12 protein-coding genes are annotated in these 15,095 nt (G+C 60.7%); 4 read left to right on the forward strand and 8 right to left on the reverse strand.

Features of this window, described 5'->3' with window-relative positions:
* Positions 1-8: 8 nt before the first annotated feature.
* The 3 genes from CD175_RS11760 to CD175_RS11770 are packed head-to-tail and all read right to left on the reverse strand — an operon-like array spanning position 9 to position 2,376.
* Positions 9-668, reverse strand: coding sequence for a glutathione S-transferase family protein (locus tag CD175_RS11760; RefSeq protein ID WP_104449042.1), 660 nt, complete (start codon positions 666-668; stop codon positions 9-11).
* Positions 669-718: 50 nt separating this feature from the next.
* Positions 719-1,573 carry an alpha/beta hydrolase gene (locus CD175_RS11765; RefSeq protein ID WP_104449043.1) on the reverse strand — a complete coding sequence of 285 codons (855 nt, stop codon included), beginning with the start codon at positions 1,571-1,573 and terminating at the stop codon, positions 719-721.
* Positions 1,570-2,376: an alpha/beta fold hydrolase gene (locus tag CD175_RS11770; RefSeq protein WP_104449044.1), complete on the reverse strand. Its 807-nt coding sequence runs from the start codon at positions 2,374-2,376 to the stop codon at positions 1,570-1,572. The genes CD175_RS11765 and CD175_RS11770 overlap by 4 nt, the downstream gene beginning before the upstream one ends.
* 196 nt (positions 2,377-2,572) lie before the next feature.
* Between CD175_RS11770 and CD175_RS11775 the strand changes: the two genes are divergently transcribed.
* Complete coding sequence (locus tag CD175_RS11775) at positions 2,573-5,521, forward strand: RHS repeat-associated core domain-containing protein (protein ID WP_104449045.1); 2,949 nt, start codon at positions 2,573-2,575, stop codon at positions 5,519-5,521.
* Between the two features lie 36 nt (positions 5,522-5,557).
* Here CD175_RS11775 and CD175_RS11780 read toward each other — a convergent pair whose 3' ends face one another.
* The 5 genes from CD175_RS11780 to CD175_RS11800 all read right to left on the reverse strand — a co-directional run bounded on the left by CD175_RS11780 (position 5,558) and on the right by CD175_RS11800 (position 9,756).
* Positions 5,558-6,001, reverse strand: coding sequence for a hotdog fold thioesterase (locus tag CD175_RS11780; RefSeq protein WP_007974567.1), 444 nt, complete (start codon positions 5,999-6,001; stop codon positions 5,558-5,560).
* Between the two features lie 32 nt (positions 6,002-6,033).
* Positions 6,034-7,701 (reverse strand): AMP-binding protein, encoded by a 1,668-nt coding sequence (locus tag CD175_RS11785; RefSeq protein WP_104449046.1) that lies wholly within the window; start codon positions 7,699-7,701, stop codon positions 6,034-6,036.
* 198 nt (positions 7,702-7,899) lie between these two features.
* Positions 7,900-8,355: a phosphohistidine phosphatase SixA gene (gene sixA, locus CD175_RS11790; RefSeq protein WP_095963708.1), complete on the reverse strand. Its 456-nt coding sequence runs from the start codon at positions 8,353-8,355 to the stop codon at positions 7,900-7,902.
* Positions 8,352-8,699, reverse strand: a complete 348-nt coding sequence (locus CD175_RS11795) for a DUF4389 domain-containing protein (RefSeq protein WP_007974561.1) — start codon at positions 8,697-8,699, stop codon at positions 8,352-8,354. Before CD175_RS11795 ends, sixA begins: the two co-directional genes overlap by 4 nt.
* Positions 8,700-8,730: 31 nt before the next feature.
* The gene (locus CD175_RS11800; protein WP_033047849.1) at positions 8,731-9,756 is read right to left on the reverse strand and encodes an NAD(P)H-dependent glycerol-3-phosphate dehydrogenase; all 1,026 of its coding nucleotides are present in this window, start codon (positions 9,754-9,756) and stop codon (positions 8,731-8,733) included.
* A gap of 195 nt (positions 9,757-9,951) precedes the next feature.
* Between CD175_RS11800 and CD175_RS11805 the strand changes: the two genes are divergently transcribed.
* The 3 genes from CD175_RS11805 to CD175_RS11815 are packed head-to-tail and all read left to right on the forward strand — an operon-like array spanning position 9,952 to position 14,907.
* Positions 9,952-12,075, forward strand: coding sequence for a TonB-dependent receptor plug domain-containing protein (locus tag CD175_RS11805; protein ID WP_104449047.1), 2,124 nt, complete (start codon positions 9,952-9,954; stop codon positions 12,073-12,075).
* Between the two features lies 1 nt (position 12,076).
* Positions 12,077-13,009 carry an ABC transporter substrate-binding protein gene (locus CD175_RS11810; RefSeq protein ID WP_104449048.1) on the forward strand — a complete coding sequence of 311 codons (933 nt, stop codon included), beginning with the start codon at positions 12,077-12,079 and terminating at the stop codon, positions 13,007-13,009.
* Positions 13,006-14,907 (forward strand): ATP-binding protein, encoded by a 1,902-nt coding sequence (locus CD175_RS11815; protein ID WP_104449049.1) that lies wholly within the window; start codon positions 13,006-13,008, stop codon positions 14,905-14,907. Before CD175_RS11810 ends, CD175_RS11815 begins: the two co-directional genes overlap by 4 nt.
* Positions 14,908-15,095 lie beyond the last annotated feature (188 nt).

Raw genomic sequence — 15,095 nt, forward strand, 5'->3', positions numbered from 1 at the left:
GGATAGACTCATCGGATCAGCATGGCCTGGGCGCCCTTGATGACACTGGCTTCATCGGCGCGTTGCGGTACCTGCAGACCACGCTGCACCGCCGGCCGTGCCTCCAGGGTTGCCATCCAGCGTTGCAACGCCGTCAAGCCCTCCACCGAGACGCCCGACCACTCGTAACCGCGCACCCACGGAAAGGTGGCGATGTCCGCAATGCTGTATTCGCCGGCGAGGAACTCCACGCCTTGCAAACGCGTGTCGAGCACTTCGTAGAGGCGACGGGTCTCGTGCTGATAGCGGTCGATGGCGCCCTGGAGTTTCTCCGGAAAGTAGCGGAAGAACACGTTGGCCTGGCCCTGCATCGGGCCGATGCCCCCCATCTGGAACATCAGCCACTGCAACACCAGCGAGCGTCCCTTTGGGTCGCTCGGCATCAGTTTGCCGGTCAGTTCAGCGAGGTAAATCAGGATGGCGCCGGACTCGAACACGGCGAAATCGCCGTTGGCGCGGTCGACAATCGCCGGAATCCGGCCATTGGGGTTGATCTTGAGGAAGTCCGCGGACTTCTGCTCCTTCTTGTCGAAACTCAAGGCATGCACCCTGTAGGGCAGGCCGAGTTCCTCGAGCACGATAGAGACCTTGTGGCCATTCGGGGTCGCAGCGGTGTAGAGATCTATCATGGTTGTCTCCCTTTTCAACCCGCCAAGCCTCGACAGTTGCCCGGCGCAAGTCAAGGAATGGCGAAAAACCGATTGAAACAGTCTGCGACAAGATCGGCACCGGACTCGTCATTCAGGTGCAAATGGTGGCCGCCTGGCATCTGTTCCCGGCTAAAGGGTAGACGCTCCAGCAACTCGGGGTGTTTGGCGAGCATGCCGTCGGCAGCGACCACCAGCGTTGCAGGACATTTGACCCGCTGGACGAAGGCCATAGCCTGTTCGGTGGTCAGGCGCAGTGGCGATGGCAACGTGAGGCGATTGTCGGTGCGCCAGGTATAACCACCCGATACCGGCATCAGACCACGCTGCGCCAGCAGTTCCGCGGCCTCGCGGCTGACCGCCACCAGGCCCTTCATGCGTGCTTCGATGGCACGGTCGAGGGTGTCGTAAACCGGTTTGCGCTTCTCCCGCAGATCCAGTTGCGCCTGCAGGGCCATGCCCATGCGCTCGGCAGCGTTTTCACCCTTGTCTGTCGGAGGAATGATGCCGTCGATCAACGCCAGGTGGGTGACCCGCTCGGGCATCGACCCGGCGATGATCAGCGAAGCGATGGCGCCCATCGAATGTCCCATCAGCGCAAATTTCTTCAGGCCAAGCTGTTCGGCGACCTGCAGCACATCGTGGGCATAGTCCCACATAGCGTAACCGGCTCCCGGCGGGCGATGCCCGGAATGACCGTGACCGGCCATGTCCAACGCGATGATGCGCAGGCCTTTGAGTTTGGGGGCCAGACGGGCAAAGCTGTTGGCGTTATCCAGCCAGCCGTGCAGGGCAATGACCGGCAAACCGTCTTCAGGACCGAACAGATGTGCCGCCAGCTCGATGTGCGGCAGGCTCAGGCGAACTTCTTCGACGGCGTGGCTCATGCGCAATCCTGTTGTCGACGGCCGCCCCAGCGATGGAACAGGCCTTTGAGCATTTGGGCGGTATCAAGGGGACGTTCGAGCGGAAACATGTGGCCACCGGGCATGGTCAACGACTCACCCAACGGCAGGCGGTCGACCGAACTGGCGTGATGGCGCATCACCACGCGGCTGTTGTGCCCGCGAACCACCGCCAGCGGCACTTGCAACTTGCGGGTGCTGCCCGGGCTGGTGTGCGGCACGCCGCGATAGATGCTGATTTCGGTTGCCGGGTCGAACCGCAGGCGCAGTTTGTCGCCGACCTGGTGCAAGCCGTGTTGCAGGTAGGCATCGAAGCATTCGGGGTCGAAACCGCGAAACAGGGTTTTACCGGCAAAGTATTTCCGGGCGCTTTCCAGGTCGGCGAACTCTTCACGGCGGCCCAGGGTACGGCCGGCCGGCGTCAGGCGGTCGATGAAACCGAAGCGTTTGGCCGCACGTATGACCCATTGATCGGCTCGGGTCAGCACTGGCGAGTCGAGCATCACCACCCCGCGATACAGCTCAGGGCAACGCAAGGCCGCATGCAGGTGCAACACCCCACCGAAGGAGTGACCGACGCCCCACACGGGCTCGGCCTGTTGTTGCAGGTGATGGATCAGCTCATCCACCAGGTTGTACCAGTTGTCGTCCGCCGGGTAACGCGGATCGTGGGCGTGCTGCTCCAGATGCGTCACCTGAAACTCGGGTGCCAGCGCCGCAAACAACTTGCCGTAGGTCCCCGAAGGAAAACCATTGGCGTGGGCGAAAAAGATCTGTTGCGACATACCTGCAAATCCATAAGCGAGAACAGACATTGATTGTCCGCAAGACCGCGTCTTGCAGCAATGACCGTAACTGCCAGGAATGATGACAGACCTGCCGTGGCTATGACGGCGCCACCTGTTATTTCTGACAGTTGACTGGCAACCGGCATCAAGCGGATAAGAAGGGCTGTTCCGCCGAGTCACGGGCATAGTCACAATGACCCACGCCAACACGCCGGCTATCCAGGTATTTGACCCGCGCGGGCTGAGCGTGCGCGGTGTAGCCTATCACCGTCGCCAGAACGCGTCGGTTGCGCAGCCGTGCATCACTCAGCAGGAATATGATGGCGCTGGTCGCGCCGTCCTCAGTCGTGATCCACGCCTGTTCCGTTTACATCAGGACGGTCAGCCGACAGCCAATCAGCAATACCTTTTCAGTTTATCGGGCGCTGTCGTTCTTTCGCACAACAGCGACGCCGGCTGGCGCCTGGGTTTGCTCGGCGCGCACGGACAATGGGTTGAAGGCTGGGACCAGAAACTCAGCCAGAACCGCGTGGACTATGACCCCCTGTGCCGCCCGGTCGCTACGTTCGAGCGCGCGTGGCAAGGAGCCGAACGCTGCATCGCACGGTTCACCTATGCCGATAACGACGCCGATGCCTGCCATAACCTGCGCGGTCATTTGATTCGGCAGGACGACACCGCCGGCACCCTGCTCTTTACCGGGTTCAGTCTGAACGGTACGCCGTTGCAGCACAGCCGAACCTTCATCGCCGACCCGCAATGGCCGGTGGACTGGCCCGAGTCAGTGCCTGAACGCGACGCCTTGCTGGAAATCGAACCTGCAATCACGCGCCTTCATTGCAACGCCGCCAGCGAGGCCGTCAGCCAGACCGATGCATTGGGCAACCGGCAGACGTTCATTCATAACTGTGCGGGCGAACTGCGTGAGGTTCGTTTGAAACTCGCCGGGCAGGCTGACGAAACGGCGCTGGTCCAAGACATTCAGTACAACGCCTTTGGTCATGTCGAACAACAGCGCGCTGGAAATGGCGTTATTTCCCGGGCGACTTTTCGGCCCGACGATGGCCGACTGGAACAGCTGAAAGCCTATGTAACAGGTCAGCCAGCGCTGCAAGACCTGACTTATGAATACGACGCGGTGGGCAATGTCACCTGCATCACCGATGCCGCCCAAGCGACTCACTTTCACCGCAACCAGCGCATCGAGCCCGTTAATCGCTACCGCTACGACAGCCTCTACCGCCTGATCGAGGCCAGTGGCCGGCAATTGCGCAATGCGCCGGGTGGGCCCCAACTCCCGGATTTCCAAGCCACGATCGATCCCGGACAACTGGAAAATTACACGCGTCTCTACACCTATGATGAGGCCGGCAACCTGAAGGTCATGCAGCATCAGGCAGACAGCGCCTGCCGTACCGAACGCACGGCAGTCGCCCGGTTCAGCAATCGCAGCCTCCCCGAAAAAACCAATGACGAGCTGCCCGACGAACAGGAAATTGCCGCTGGTCATGACCTGAATGGCAACCGTACCGAGCTTCAACCGGGGCAATCCCTGCAATGGAACCTGTGCAATCAACTGCGACAGGTCGATCAGGTGGTGCGTGAAGAGGAGCCGGACGATTGCGAGTTTTATGTGTACGACGGCGGTGGCCAGCGTCAACGAAAAATCCGTCAGGCCTACACCGGCAAATTGATCCGCACTCACGAAACTCGCTACCTGCCGGGTCTGGAAATCCGCACATCCGCCGACGAAATCCTCCATGTCATCACAGTCAAGGCCGGGCGTGGCACGGTGCAGGTGCTGCACTGGCAAAAAGGACAACCTACCGGCATCCCTCAGGACCAACAACGTTACAGCTTCACCGATCATTTGGGTTCCAGCACCCTCGAACTGGACGAAGCGGCATTGCTCATCTCCCGGGAAAGCTACTACCCCTACGGCGGAACCTGCTGGTGGGCCGGACGCAACAAGGTTGAAGCCAGCTACAAAACGCTTCGCTACTCGGGACAGGAACGGGATGCCAGCGGCCTCTACTACTACGGGTTTCGGTATTACTTGCCGTGGTGTCAGCGATGGCTGAGTGCAGATCCGGCAGGAACGGTCGATGGACTGAATCTGTATTCAATGGTGAACGGAAACCCTATTGGCCATGTCGATTTACAGGGTTTGAGCTTGTTTTCCGTTGTTCGCGGCGCGGCCATGCGCTTATGGGAAAGTACCCGTTCCTTTTTTTCCGGAAATATTCCACAAGCCATGGCTTCAGCGGCTGCACGTGACTACCTGGGGAGCCATTTGGGTAATACCGTCGCAGCGGGTGTAAACCTGGCGTTTGACATGATTCGCGCGACCCCCGGAAGAAACACGGCATTGAGATACGTCGTGGAATCCATCAGTTTCATCTCGGTTTATTACTCGTCAGCAGGTGTATCAGGCAACCATTTGCAGTCAGCCAATTCGTTAGCTGTGGGCACCTTACCCGCGTTGAGTGTTTCAGCGGGTTACGACATTCATGCCCAACATGGGCAAGACGAGTGGGATCCAGTCACTCGGGCAAGATTTGTTGGCCAGACAAGCGCTATTTCCCGCGGCCTTTTCCAGCAATTGTTCAGAGGTTTTGGAAGCAATTTCGAGTGGGGCGATGTGCCACTGCGTGAAAGACTCTCGAGAACTGTCGCGGCTACCGTTCTGTACTCTGCAGGAACAACCAGCCGAGAACTGGGACGTTCTCACGTGCCTGAAGTTCTTCAACCTAACCTTTCTCCGACTATTGAGGCTTTGGACGGTGCCGTCGGCACACTTTTGCGTAGCACCCATCCGCATGCTGCACATCAGCCACACACCGCTACCGTACAGATGCCCAACATCAATGATCTGTCCGCTGAGATATTGAGCCGCACTACCAATGCCGAATGGTCTTATTGGGGCACAGAAGGCGTTGAATGGCTTGCTGAAGCCATCACAGGCAACCCGGCCGACTCGCAAAGCGCCTCAACAAGAAGAACCGTTGCCATGGGCCGAGCGGTGGTCTCTGCCGTGACCGAACTGCGCGGGTATGTAAATCAATACGTCAGACGCGGTTGGTCGAGAATTCTCGACCGTTCGACCGTGACGGCTAGTGCATCCAGCAATACTTTTGTTTAGGCCTGTGTTTATCAACGGCAGAGTCCATCTGCACAACTACCGCACCGGTGGCGTCTCACCCAACGGCACCACTGCCATGGTCAGCCGCGACACGCAACTGGCCTTGCCCTCATCGCTGGTCAGGCGAATGTCCCAGACATGGGTCGTGCGGCCGATGTGGATCGGCTTGGCCACCGCCGTCACCCGCCCGCTGCGCAGGCCGCGCAAATGGTTGGCGTTGATTTCCAGGCCCACGCAATAGAACTTGCTGGCATCGATGCACAGGTAGCTGGCCATGGAGCCGACCGACTCGGCCAGCACCACCGAGGCACCGCCATGCAGCAAGCCGTATGGCTGATGAGTGCGGTGATCGACGACCATGCTGGCGGTCAGGGACTCATCGTCAAAAGCTTCGAAACGGATGTCCAGCACTTCGCCGATGGTGTTTTTCTGGATTGCGTTCAACTGTTCGATGTTGGGAGTGGTGCGCCACAGACTCATCGCAGGGTTTCCTTGTCGGTTTTGTTGGTGGATCAATCCTGCCACAGCACCGCTTCGCTGCGCTCGCTCCATTCTTCAAAACGCTCACCGTACGCCGCTTCGATCACGTTGCGCTTGATCTTCAACGTCGGGGTGAGAAAGCCGTTTTCCACGGCCCAACTGTCCTTGACCACCACCAGGCGCCGCAGCCGCTCATGTTTGTCGAGGTCGCCGTTGACCTCTTCCAGCAGCTTTTCCAGGCTGGAATGCAAACCGGCGCGTGCAGCCCCGCCGGCATCCTGTTGGCCAACCGCCGACAACACGCACAAACCCAGCGGTGCACTCAAGCCATCGCCCACCACGCAGACCTGTTCAATACGCGAATGCACGGCCAGGCGATTTTCGATCGGTGCCGGCGCCACGTATTTGCCTTTGCTGGTCTTGAAGATTTCCTTCAGGCGCCCGGTCAGGCGCAGATTGCCTTCGGCGTCCTCCTCGCCCTTGTCGCCGGTGCGCAGAAAGCCGTCCTCGGTAATGGTGTCAGCTGTTTTTTCCGGTTCCTTGAAATAGCCGAGCATGGTCGCGCCACTGCGCACCATGACCTCTCCCGTCTCGGCGATCCGTACTTCAACTTCCGGGCACGGCTTGCCGATCCAGCCCGGTTTGTTCTGGCCCGGCATGCCGATGTGGGAGTAACCGCAACTCTCGGTCATGCCGTAGACCTCCAGCACGTCCAGTCCCAGTTTGCGGTACCACTGCAACAAGGTCTGCGGCACCGGAGCCGCGCCGGACAACGCGATGCGCAACGCATCCAGACCCAGCCCGGCGAGGACTTTATGCCCCACTCGTTTGCCGATGATCGGCAAGCCGAGCAGGAAGTCGAGGCGTTTTGCCGGGATCTTGCTGTACACCCCCATCTGGAATTTGGTCCAGATGCGCGGTACGCCAAACAGTGCGGTCGGGCGCGCACGCTGCAGGTCGGTGAGGAAGGTATCGAGGCTTTCGGCGAAAAATACCGTTTGGCCGGTATAGATCGACGCCAGTTCGACGAACATCCGTTCGGCAACGTGGCACAGCGGCAGGTAGGACAACAACCGGTCCGACTCGTTGAGGCCAAACAACGCAGTGCCGCGTGTGGTGGCGAAGCCCAGATTGCCGAAGCTGTGCATCACGCCTTTGGGCATGCCCGTGGTGCCGGAGGTGTAAATGATGGTCGCCAGTTGATCGGCGGAAGGTTTCGGATCGTCCTGGATCGGCGAGCTGCCTTGCAGGTCGGCCCAGCTGAAATCGAACGTACCCGGCGGATGCAGGGGCAGGCTGATGGTCGGCAGGTCGGGGCTGACGCCACGGGACATGCCTGGCCAATCATCGAGCTTGCCGATGAACGCCAGCGCCGCTTCCGAATGTTCGAGCACCTGGGCCACCGATTCGGCGGTGAGGTTGGGGTACAACGGCACCGACACATGCCCGGCCATCCAGATCGCCAGGTCGGCGATGATCCAGTGCGCACAGTTCTTCGAAATCAGGGCGATATGGCTGCCCTGCGGCAACTCCCGCGCTCGCAACCAATGGGCCGCGCAACGGGCCTGATGACCGACGTCCGCCCAGGTCAAGGTCTCGACCTGTCCGCCCCCCACAGGCTGGACCAGGAAGCGCTGGCGGGGATGACGGGCCTCACGCTCGTAGAAAACGTCCAGCGGCAAACGAAAAGCAGCAGACATGACTCGCTCCTGTGTTTTTGTTCTGGAGCAAGCGTAGTCAACCAAGCAAGTGCTTGGTTGACTATTTCATACAAAATTTCCTGGGTGATGACATCCCTGTGGGAGCGTGGCTTGCCCGCGATGCAGGCTCTGCGGTTTATCAGGCATAACCGAGTCGATGCCTTCGCGGGTAAGCCACGCTCCCACAGAAAAGCGGCGCTAAGGATGCTTGATGCTGTCGAGCGTCATCGACCCGACCAGCAATTCATCTGCCTTGAGCTCGGCCAATCCCGCGGTGCTGACCTTTTCCGGCGGATATCCGGCGCCGTGTTGCAGGTAGCTCAGCAAGTTACCCACCAGCGGGTTGTGGCTGACCAAAAGGACGTTGCTCACGGAAACAAGTTGCTCGGCGACTTTGTCCGGGTCGGTTTCCGGGGTCAGCCAATCCACGGTGCGGATCTCGGGCTCGAAACCCAACGCCTCGCGCACCAGTTGTGCCGTCTGCTGCGCGCGCAGATAGGGGCTGGCATAGATCGCCGTCAGCGGCTGGCCCATCAAGCGCGCGGCGCTGCTCAACACCTCCTTACGACCGTGGTCCGTCAGTTCCCGCTCCGAATCGTGGGGGCGGGAGCCGTGCGGTACAGCTTCACCATGACGCAATACCCAGAGTTTCATAGCTTGGGTTCCTCATCTCGAGCCGGATGCGGTGCCGGTGCCACAACATGCGGCGCTTCACCTTCCGGTGTACGCGGCGTCGGCCAATCGGCGAACGGCCAAGGCTTCTGGTCGCTGTGAAAGCTGCCGAAACGACCGATCTGCGCCAGAAACTGGCTCAGACTGTCGCCAAAGTTCATCAGGCTGGCGCTCGGGGCGCCATAGAACAAACGATAGATCAACTGCACCAGCACGACGGCGCCGAGGATGAACTGCGCGACTTGCCACACCAGCACGAAGACGATCATCCACAACACGCGTAGCAGGATGGATTCATACTTGGCTTCTACTTTTGGATCGTTCATGCGCAACTCCCTGCTTTTCTGGCAAGCGTGATTAATTGAAACCACTGGTGGAAATAAAGTCGACGTCGGTTTTCGGCTCGCCACGCATTAACAGACCGATGACCTGCTCCAGCGTGCGGCCTTCGAACAGGATCGCGTGCAGCCCGGCGACCAGCGGCATGTACACGCCAACCTCCTGGGACTTGGCCTTGAGTACTTTAAGGGTGTTGACCCCTTCGGCGACTTCACCCAGGCGCGTGACGGCCTCGTCCAGGCTCAGGCCCTGGCCGAGGGCGAAGCCGACCTGATAGTTGCGGCTCTTTGGCGAAGAACAGGTCACGATCAAGTCGCCCACGCCGGCCAAGCCCAGGAAGGTCATCGGGTTGGCGCCCTGATTCACCGCGAAGCGGGTCATTTCCGCCAGTGCCCGGGTGATCAGCATGCTCTTGGTGTTTTCCCCCATGCCCAGCGCCACCGCCATGCCGGCGATGATCGCGTAGACGTTTTTCAACGCACCGCCCAGTTCCACGCCGAAACGGTCGGCGCTGGCATAAACCCGAAAGGTACGGCCGTGCAACGCGGCCTGAACCTGCTGGCACAGTTCTTCGTCTTCACTGGCAACCACCGTGGCCGTCAGCGCATGTTCTGCGATTTCGCGCGCCAGGTTGGGGCCGGACAGGACGCCGATGCGTGCCTGCGGGGCGATCTCTTCGAGGATCTCGCTCATCAACTTGAACGTGTGGGCTTCGATGCCTTTGGTCAGGCTCACCAGCATTTTGCCGCTCAAGCGTTCGGCGTGCGGCACCAGCACCGAGCGCAGCGCGCTGGAGGGCAACGCGACGAAACACAGGTCGCAGGCGTCCAGGGTGGCTTGCAGGTCGGTGACCGGGGTAACGCCGGGCAGAATCTTGATGCCTTTGAGGTAACGCGGGTTTTCGCGATTGACCCGAATGGCCTCGGCCTGTTCGGGGTCACGCATCCACTGAAGGACCTGATGCCCGTTCTCGGCCAGCAGATTAGCCACGGCGGTTCCAAAACTTCCGCCTCCCAGGACCGCAATCGGGCGCTGTTCAGTCATATGCAATCCGTTAATCCATACCAGTGGCGATGTCGGCATTATACGGGGCAGCCCATCGGCGGCCAGCCCCGACATCAAATACCTGCACCCGCAGGAAGAAGACCAATAAAACCGAGGAAAATGCAGACATCGTGAATGGAAAAGTCATTCGGCTCGGTTAACATGCGCGCCATCAATCACTGACAGGGATGTGTTGTGTCTCCGGGTGCTCCTTCACCGCGTTCGCCTCTGGTACTGGCGCTGATTTTCAGCTCGCCGGTGCTGGCCGACGACCTGTTCCTGGACAGCGAACCGCTGCCGCAAGTGCTCACGGCCACGCGCCTGAAGCAATCACCCGCTGCCGTACCGGGCAGCATGACGGTGATCGACAGCGCCCTGATCCACGCCAGCGGTGCCCGCGACATCAGCGAACTGCTGCGCCTGGTGCCGGGGATGATGGTCGGCAACATCAGCGGCAACCAGGCCGCGGTGAACTACCACGGCACCAATGCGACGCAAGCGCGGCGCATGCAAGTGCTGATCGACGGGCGCTCGGTGTATCGCGCCGGCCTGGCCACCGTGGACTGGAGCGACATTCCGGTGGCCATGGAAGACATCGAGCGCATCGAAGTCTTTCGCGGGCCCAATACCGTCAGCTACGGCGCCAATGCCCTGATGGCGGTGGTCAACATCATTACCCGGCGGCCGGCCGACAGCCACGGTACCCGCATGAAGGTCACCCGGGGCCAGCGCGGCATCAACGACTTTTACGCCAGCCAGGGCCTGGGCTGGGAGGATGGTGACCTGCGCCTGTCCCTGTCCGGCCAGCAAGACGACGGCTTCGACACCGACCGAACCGGCGCTGATTACCATGACAGTCGTCGCCTCGATCGCTTCAACCTCGCTGTCAGCCAGAGCCTCGACGAACGGCAAAGCCTCGATTGGCAAGTGAATGCCAAGGACGGCACCAACGAGCGGCCCTATACCTACCGGCCGGTGTTCCCGGGAATTACCCGCGCCGGCAACGACTCCGACGTCACCGCCAGGGACTACGCCGGGTCGTTGCGCTGGAATCTCGACATCAATCCCGATCACAGCCTTTATGTCCAGGGTTCGGCCCAACACTGGGATCGGCAGCAAACCTGGCGCGCCTGCGACGCAGAAATTTCGTTCAGCCCGCAACTGACCGAGCTCTGGCAACTGAACCCGAACTACACCGAACGCCTGGCCCGCAACATCACACGCTTCACCGGCCGTGGCGCCCCGGCTGGCACACCCGCCGAGCAGGCGCTGGCCAACCAGGTACTCGATCAATGGCGCAACGGTGCGAACCAGACCGTTTGCGGCGACATCGACCAGAGCACCCGGGAAACGCGCTACGACCTTGAACTGCAGGACACCCTGAGCCTTGCCGATAACCTGCGGCTGGTCAGCGGGATGAACTATCGTTACGACCGAGCGGATTCCGAGACTTACTTCGATGGCACTCTCGATGACAGGATCTGGCGGGTGTTCGGCCAGGTCGAGTGGCGTGCCAGCGAACACTGGCTGCTGCAAGGCGGCGCCATGTTCGAGGACACCCGGTTGATCGGCAGCTCGCTGACACCTCGCATGGCGGTCAACTACCTGATCAACCCGCGCCACGGCTTGCGTGCGGTGTACTCCGAGGCCATCCGTTCGCCGGACATGTTCGAGAACAACGTCAACTGGAGTTATCAGGTCACCAATCTCAAGCCCGGTGCCTTTGGCCAGTCCAGCGCCCGTTACTTCGTCAAGACCCGTGGCCCCGGCGACCTCGATCAAGAGCACATGCGCTCCCGGGAACTGGGCTACAACGGCTATTTCCCTGAAGCGGGGCTGGCACTCGACGTGAAGCTGTTCCACGACGAAATCACCGGCATGATCAGTGAACCGCTGCGCAACAATCAGTACATCGCCAGCAACGCCAACAAGGAGCGTTTTTCGGGAGCCGAAACCCAGCTCGACTGGCGTGTTGGCAACTTCGATCGCCTGCGATTGACCTATGCCTACGTCGATGCCGACGCCAGCAACCCGCTGGATGCCAGGCAGACGGCAAGCAACAGTGGTTCGGCCGGATGGCTGCGCGATTGGGGCCAAGGCTGGAACAGTGCGCTTTTCTATTATGGCGACGACGCCCTCAACGGCTACCGCTTCGAACGGGCCGATGTGCGCATCGCCAAACGTATCGCCCTGGGCAAGGCCAGCCTGGAGCTGGCCGGAGTGCTCCAGCAACGCCTGGACAATCAGCCGACCACCTTCATCGATAACCGTTATGACCAGCGTCACGTGATGTACTTCAGTGCTGAGCTGGAACTTTAAGATGCCGTATCGCCCGGCCTGGAAAACACCGACCTTGGGCCGAGTTCTGGCGGTGCTTTGCCTGCTGTTCACCGGCATGCTGGGCAGCCTGGCGAGCAATGCGGCCGACATTTTGCTCACGGGGGCCGAAGACAGCCCCGGTGTGCGGGCGTTTACCCAGGCCCTGAGCGAGTTGCGACCGAACGACAACGTGCGATTCCAGGCGCTGACCAGCTTGCCGACACCGGGAAAACTGCCGGAAAATATCCGTTTGATTCTCCTCGACCTGCCCAGCCTCGATTGGCGCCTGCAGGACGTCCAGGGCCCGCCGACACTGGTGCTGCGCATCAGCCGCCTGCAAGCCCGGCAACGCTTGAGCAGCTCGCTACCAGCGCGCCTTTGCCTGCTGTGGAGCGATCCACCGCCGGACCGCCAATTACGCCTGACCCGCACCCTGTTACCCCAAGCCAAACGCATCGGCGTGCTCTACGACAACCACAGTGAGTTCCTCTTGGATGAGTTGCGTCAGGCCGCCCTCCCCCTGGGCCTTGAGGTGGTCACCCAACGCTGGAACAACATTCACGACAGCCGCCCGTTACAGACCTTGCTCAAGAACAGCGACGTCTTGCTGGGACTGGACGACGCCGACCTGTACAACCCGCAAACCGCAAAGAACCTGCTGCTGAGCAGCTACTCGCGGCAAATGGCACTGATCGGCCCCAGCGCGGGCTTCGTCAAGGCCGGGAGCCTGGCCAGCACCTACAGCGATCAGAGCGACTGGCTGGCGGTCCTCGACGAATTGCTCGACCGGCCACCTGCCACTTGGCCGCGCTCGCACTACCCCCATCGATTCAAGGTCGCGAGCAATCCGCAGGTGGCGCGTTCCCTGGGTATCGAAGCGATAAACGAAGCGTCTGTCGCCACCTTGCTGGCTGAAGGAGAACGCCGTCCATGAACCTGCGCCGTCGCTGGGACATCAACACCCGCACCCAACTCATCAGCCTCGGCCCTGCCCTGCTGCTGACCTTGTTGCTGATCAGCTTCTTCACCTTCGTGCGCATCCAGGATCTGCGTCAGGAAATCTCCCACACCGGCCAGTTGATCGCCAACCAACTGGCCCCCGCCACCGAGTACGGAGTGATTTCCGGCAACAGCGAAGTGCTTGAAACCTTGCTCAAGGCGACGCTGGCCACGCCCAACGTGAGTTTTCTGGAAATCCAGGACAGCGGCAACCGGGTTCTGGTGTACATCGAACAACCGAACGAACACAACAATCGCGCGCAACAGCTCGAAGTGTTCCAGGCCCCCATACGGCTCCAGCGAATCGCTTTGCACAATGACTTTTTCCAGAGCAGCAAAACCGCCACTGCCGCCCCCACCGAGGACTACCTCGGCCGGGTGATCGTCGGGCTGTCCAACGATGCCTTCAGCCGGCGCCAGCAGGAAATCGTGCTCAAGGCTGCCATTCTGGCGCTGTTTGCCCTGCTGTTTACCTTCCTCGTGGCCCGACGCCTGGCGGGCAGCCTGTCGCAACCAATCCGTGATATCGGCAATGCCGTCAAGGCGATCCAGGCCGGCGATTACAAAACACCGCTGCCGATTGTCGATGACACCGAGCTGGGGGCGCTGTCGCAACACATCAACAACCTCGCCAGCGGCCTCGAACAGGCCAGCCGCGAGCAGCATCAGGCCATGGCGCAGTTGATCCAGACCCGCGAAGAGGCGGAAAAGGCCAACAACGCCAAATCCGACTTCCTCGCCATGATGAGCCATGAACTGCGCACGCCGATGAATGGCGTACTGGGCATGCTGCAATTGCTGGAAACCACCGACATGACCGAGGAACAGGTGGAGTACGCGGCGCTGGCCTCGGAGTCCACCGAGCACTTGCTCAAGGTCATCAACGACATCCTGGATTTCTCGCGGATCGAACGTTCGGAGCTGGAACTGGAACACATTGCCTTCAACCTCGCCGACCTGATCGGCAGTTGCGCCCAGTCGTTCCAGCACAGCGCCGCGCAACGCGGTCTCGACCTGCAACTGATGATCCCCGACGACATGCGCGGCTTGCAGGTCAAGGGCGACCCGACCCGTATCCGGCAGATACTGGTCAACCTGGTCGGCAACGCGCTGAAGTTCACCGAGCAGGGCCGCGTCACCCTCGAGGCGCAATGGCAGTCACTGGATCACGAACTGCTGTGGTTCACCTGCACGGTGCGCGACAGCGGCATCGGCATCCCGACCGAAAGCCTGGAATTGATGTTCAACGCTTTCCAGCAGGCCGACAGCTCCATTTCAAGGCGCTACGGCGGCACCGGACTGGGCCTGCCGATTGCCCGCACCCTCGCCGAACGCATGGGGGGCACCTTGCGCGCGCAGAGTGAGGAAGGCCGCGGTTCGGTGTTCACCCTGGAAATTCCCCTGGCCCTGCACCAGCAGACGCAGCCACTGCTGCCCCCCCGCGCGCAAACCGGCGACAGCGACGGCGAAGGGCGCAATGTGCTGCTGGTCGAAGACAACCCGGTCAACCAGACGGTCATCGAAGCCATGTTGCGCAGCCTGGGCTTCAAGGTCAGTGTCGCCGCCGACGGCGCGCAGGCGGTACGCAGTGCCGAGAGCCTGATTTTCGAAGCGATCCTGATGGACTGCCGCTTGCCGATCATCGATGGCTACGAAGCCACCCGGCAAATCCGCCAGTTACCCGGGTGCACCGACCTGCCGATCATCGCCCTGACCGCCAACGCCTTGCAGGGCGATCGCGAGGCCTGTCTGTCGGCAGGGATGAACGATTACCTGGCCAAGCCATTCAAACGGACTGATCTGCAACAAATTCTGCAACGGTGGGTGCAGTAGTACAGGCCTTTCGACCATCTGCGACTGGCGTGAAAGGCGAAAGTGCGGCAGTCTTAGGCACCTCGACAGGCCCGAAAAGGGGCTTGAATAATAATTTCAGTGCACAAGTGTACATTCATGTCCTTGGTGCTGTGACTTTCACCACAACGCAATAGTCTATGAGTAGGCTGCCGGTTCGAGGCATGAAC

Source organism: Pseudomonas laurylsulfatiphila, assembly GCF_002934665.1.
Lineage (GTDB): Bacteria > Pseudomonadota > Gammaproteobacteria > Pseudomonadales > Pseudomonadaceae > Aquipseudomonas > Aquipseudomonas laurylsulfatiphila.

Coding starts and splice junctions, on each gene's coding strand:
- CD175_RS11795 (WP_007974561.1), bottom strand. CDS start 8,699: ATGAACGATCCAAAAGTAGAAGCCAAGTATGAATCCATCCTGCTACGC.
- CD175_RS11765 (WP_104449043.1), bottom strand. CDS start 1,573: ATGAGCCACGCCGTCGAAGAAGTTCGCCTGAGCCTGCCGCACATCGAG.
- CD175_RS11760 (WP_104449042.1), bottom strand. CDS start 668: ATGATAGATCTCTACACCGCTGCGACCCCGAATGGCCACAAGGTCTCT.
- sixA (WP_095963708.1), bottom strand. CDS start 8,355: ATGAAACTCTGGGTATTGCGTCATGGTGAAGCTGTACCGCACGGCTCC.
- CD175_RS11815 (WP_104449049.1), top strand. CDS start 13,006: ATGAACCTGCGCCGTCGCTGGGACATCAACACCCGCACCCAACTCATC.
- CD175_RS11775 (WP_104449045.1), top strand. CDS start 2,573: ATGACCCACGCCAACACGCCGGCTATCCAGGTATTTGACCCGCGCGGG.
- CD175_RS11770 (WP_104449044.1), bottom strand. CDS start 2,376: ATGTCGCAACAGATCTTTTTCGCCCACGCCAATGGTTTTCCTTCGGGG.
- CD175_RS11785 (WP_104449046.1), bottom strand. CDS start 7,701: ATGTCTGCTGCTTTTCGTTTGCCGCTGGACGTTTTCTACGAGCGTGAG.
- CD175_RS11810 (WP_104449048.1), top strand. CDS start 12,077: ATGCCGTATCGCCCGGCCTGGAAAACACCGACCTTGGGCCGAGTTCTG.
- CD175_RS11780 (WP_007974567.1), bottom strand. CDS start 6,001: ATGAGTCTGTGGCGCACCACTCCCAACATCGAACAGTTGAACGCAATC.
- CD175_RS11800 (WP_033047849.1), bottom strand. CDS start 9,756: ATGACTGAACAGCGCCCGATTGCGGTCCTGGGAGGCGGAAGTTTTGGA.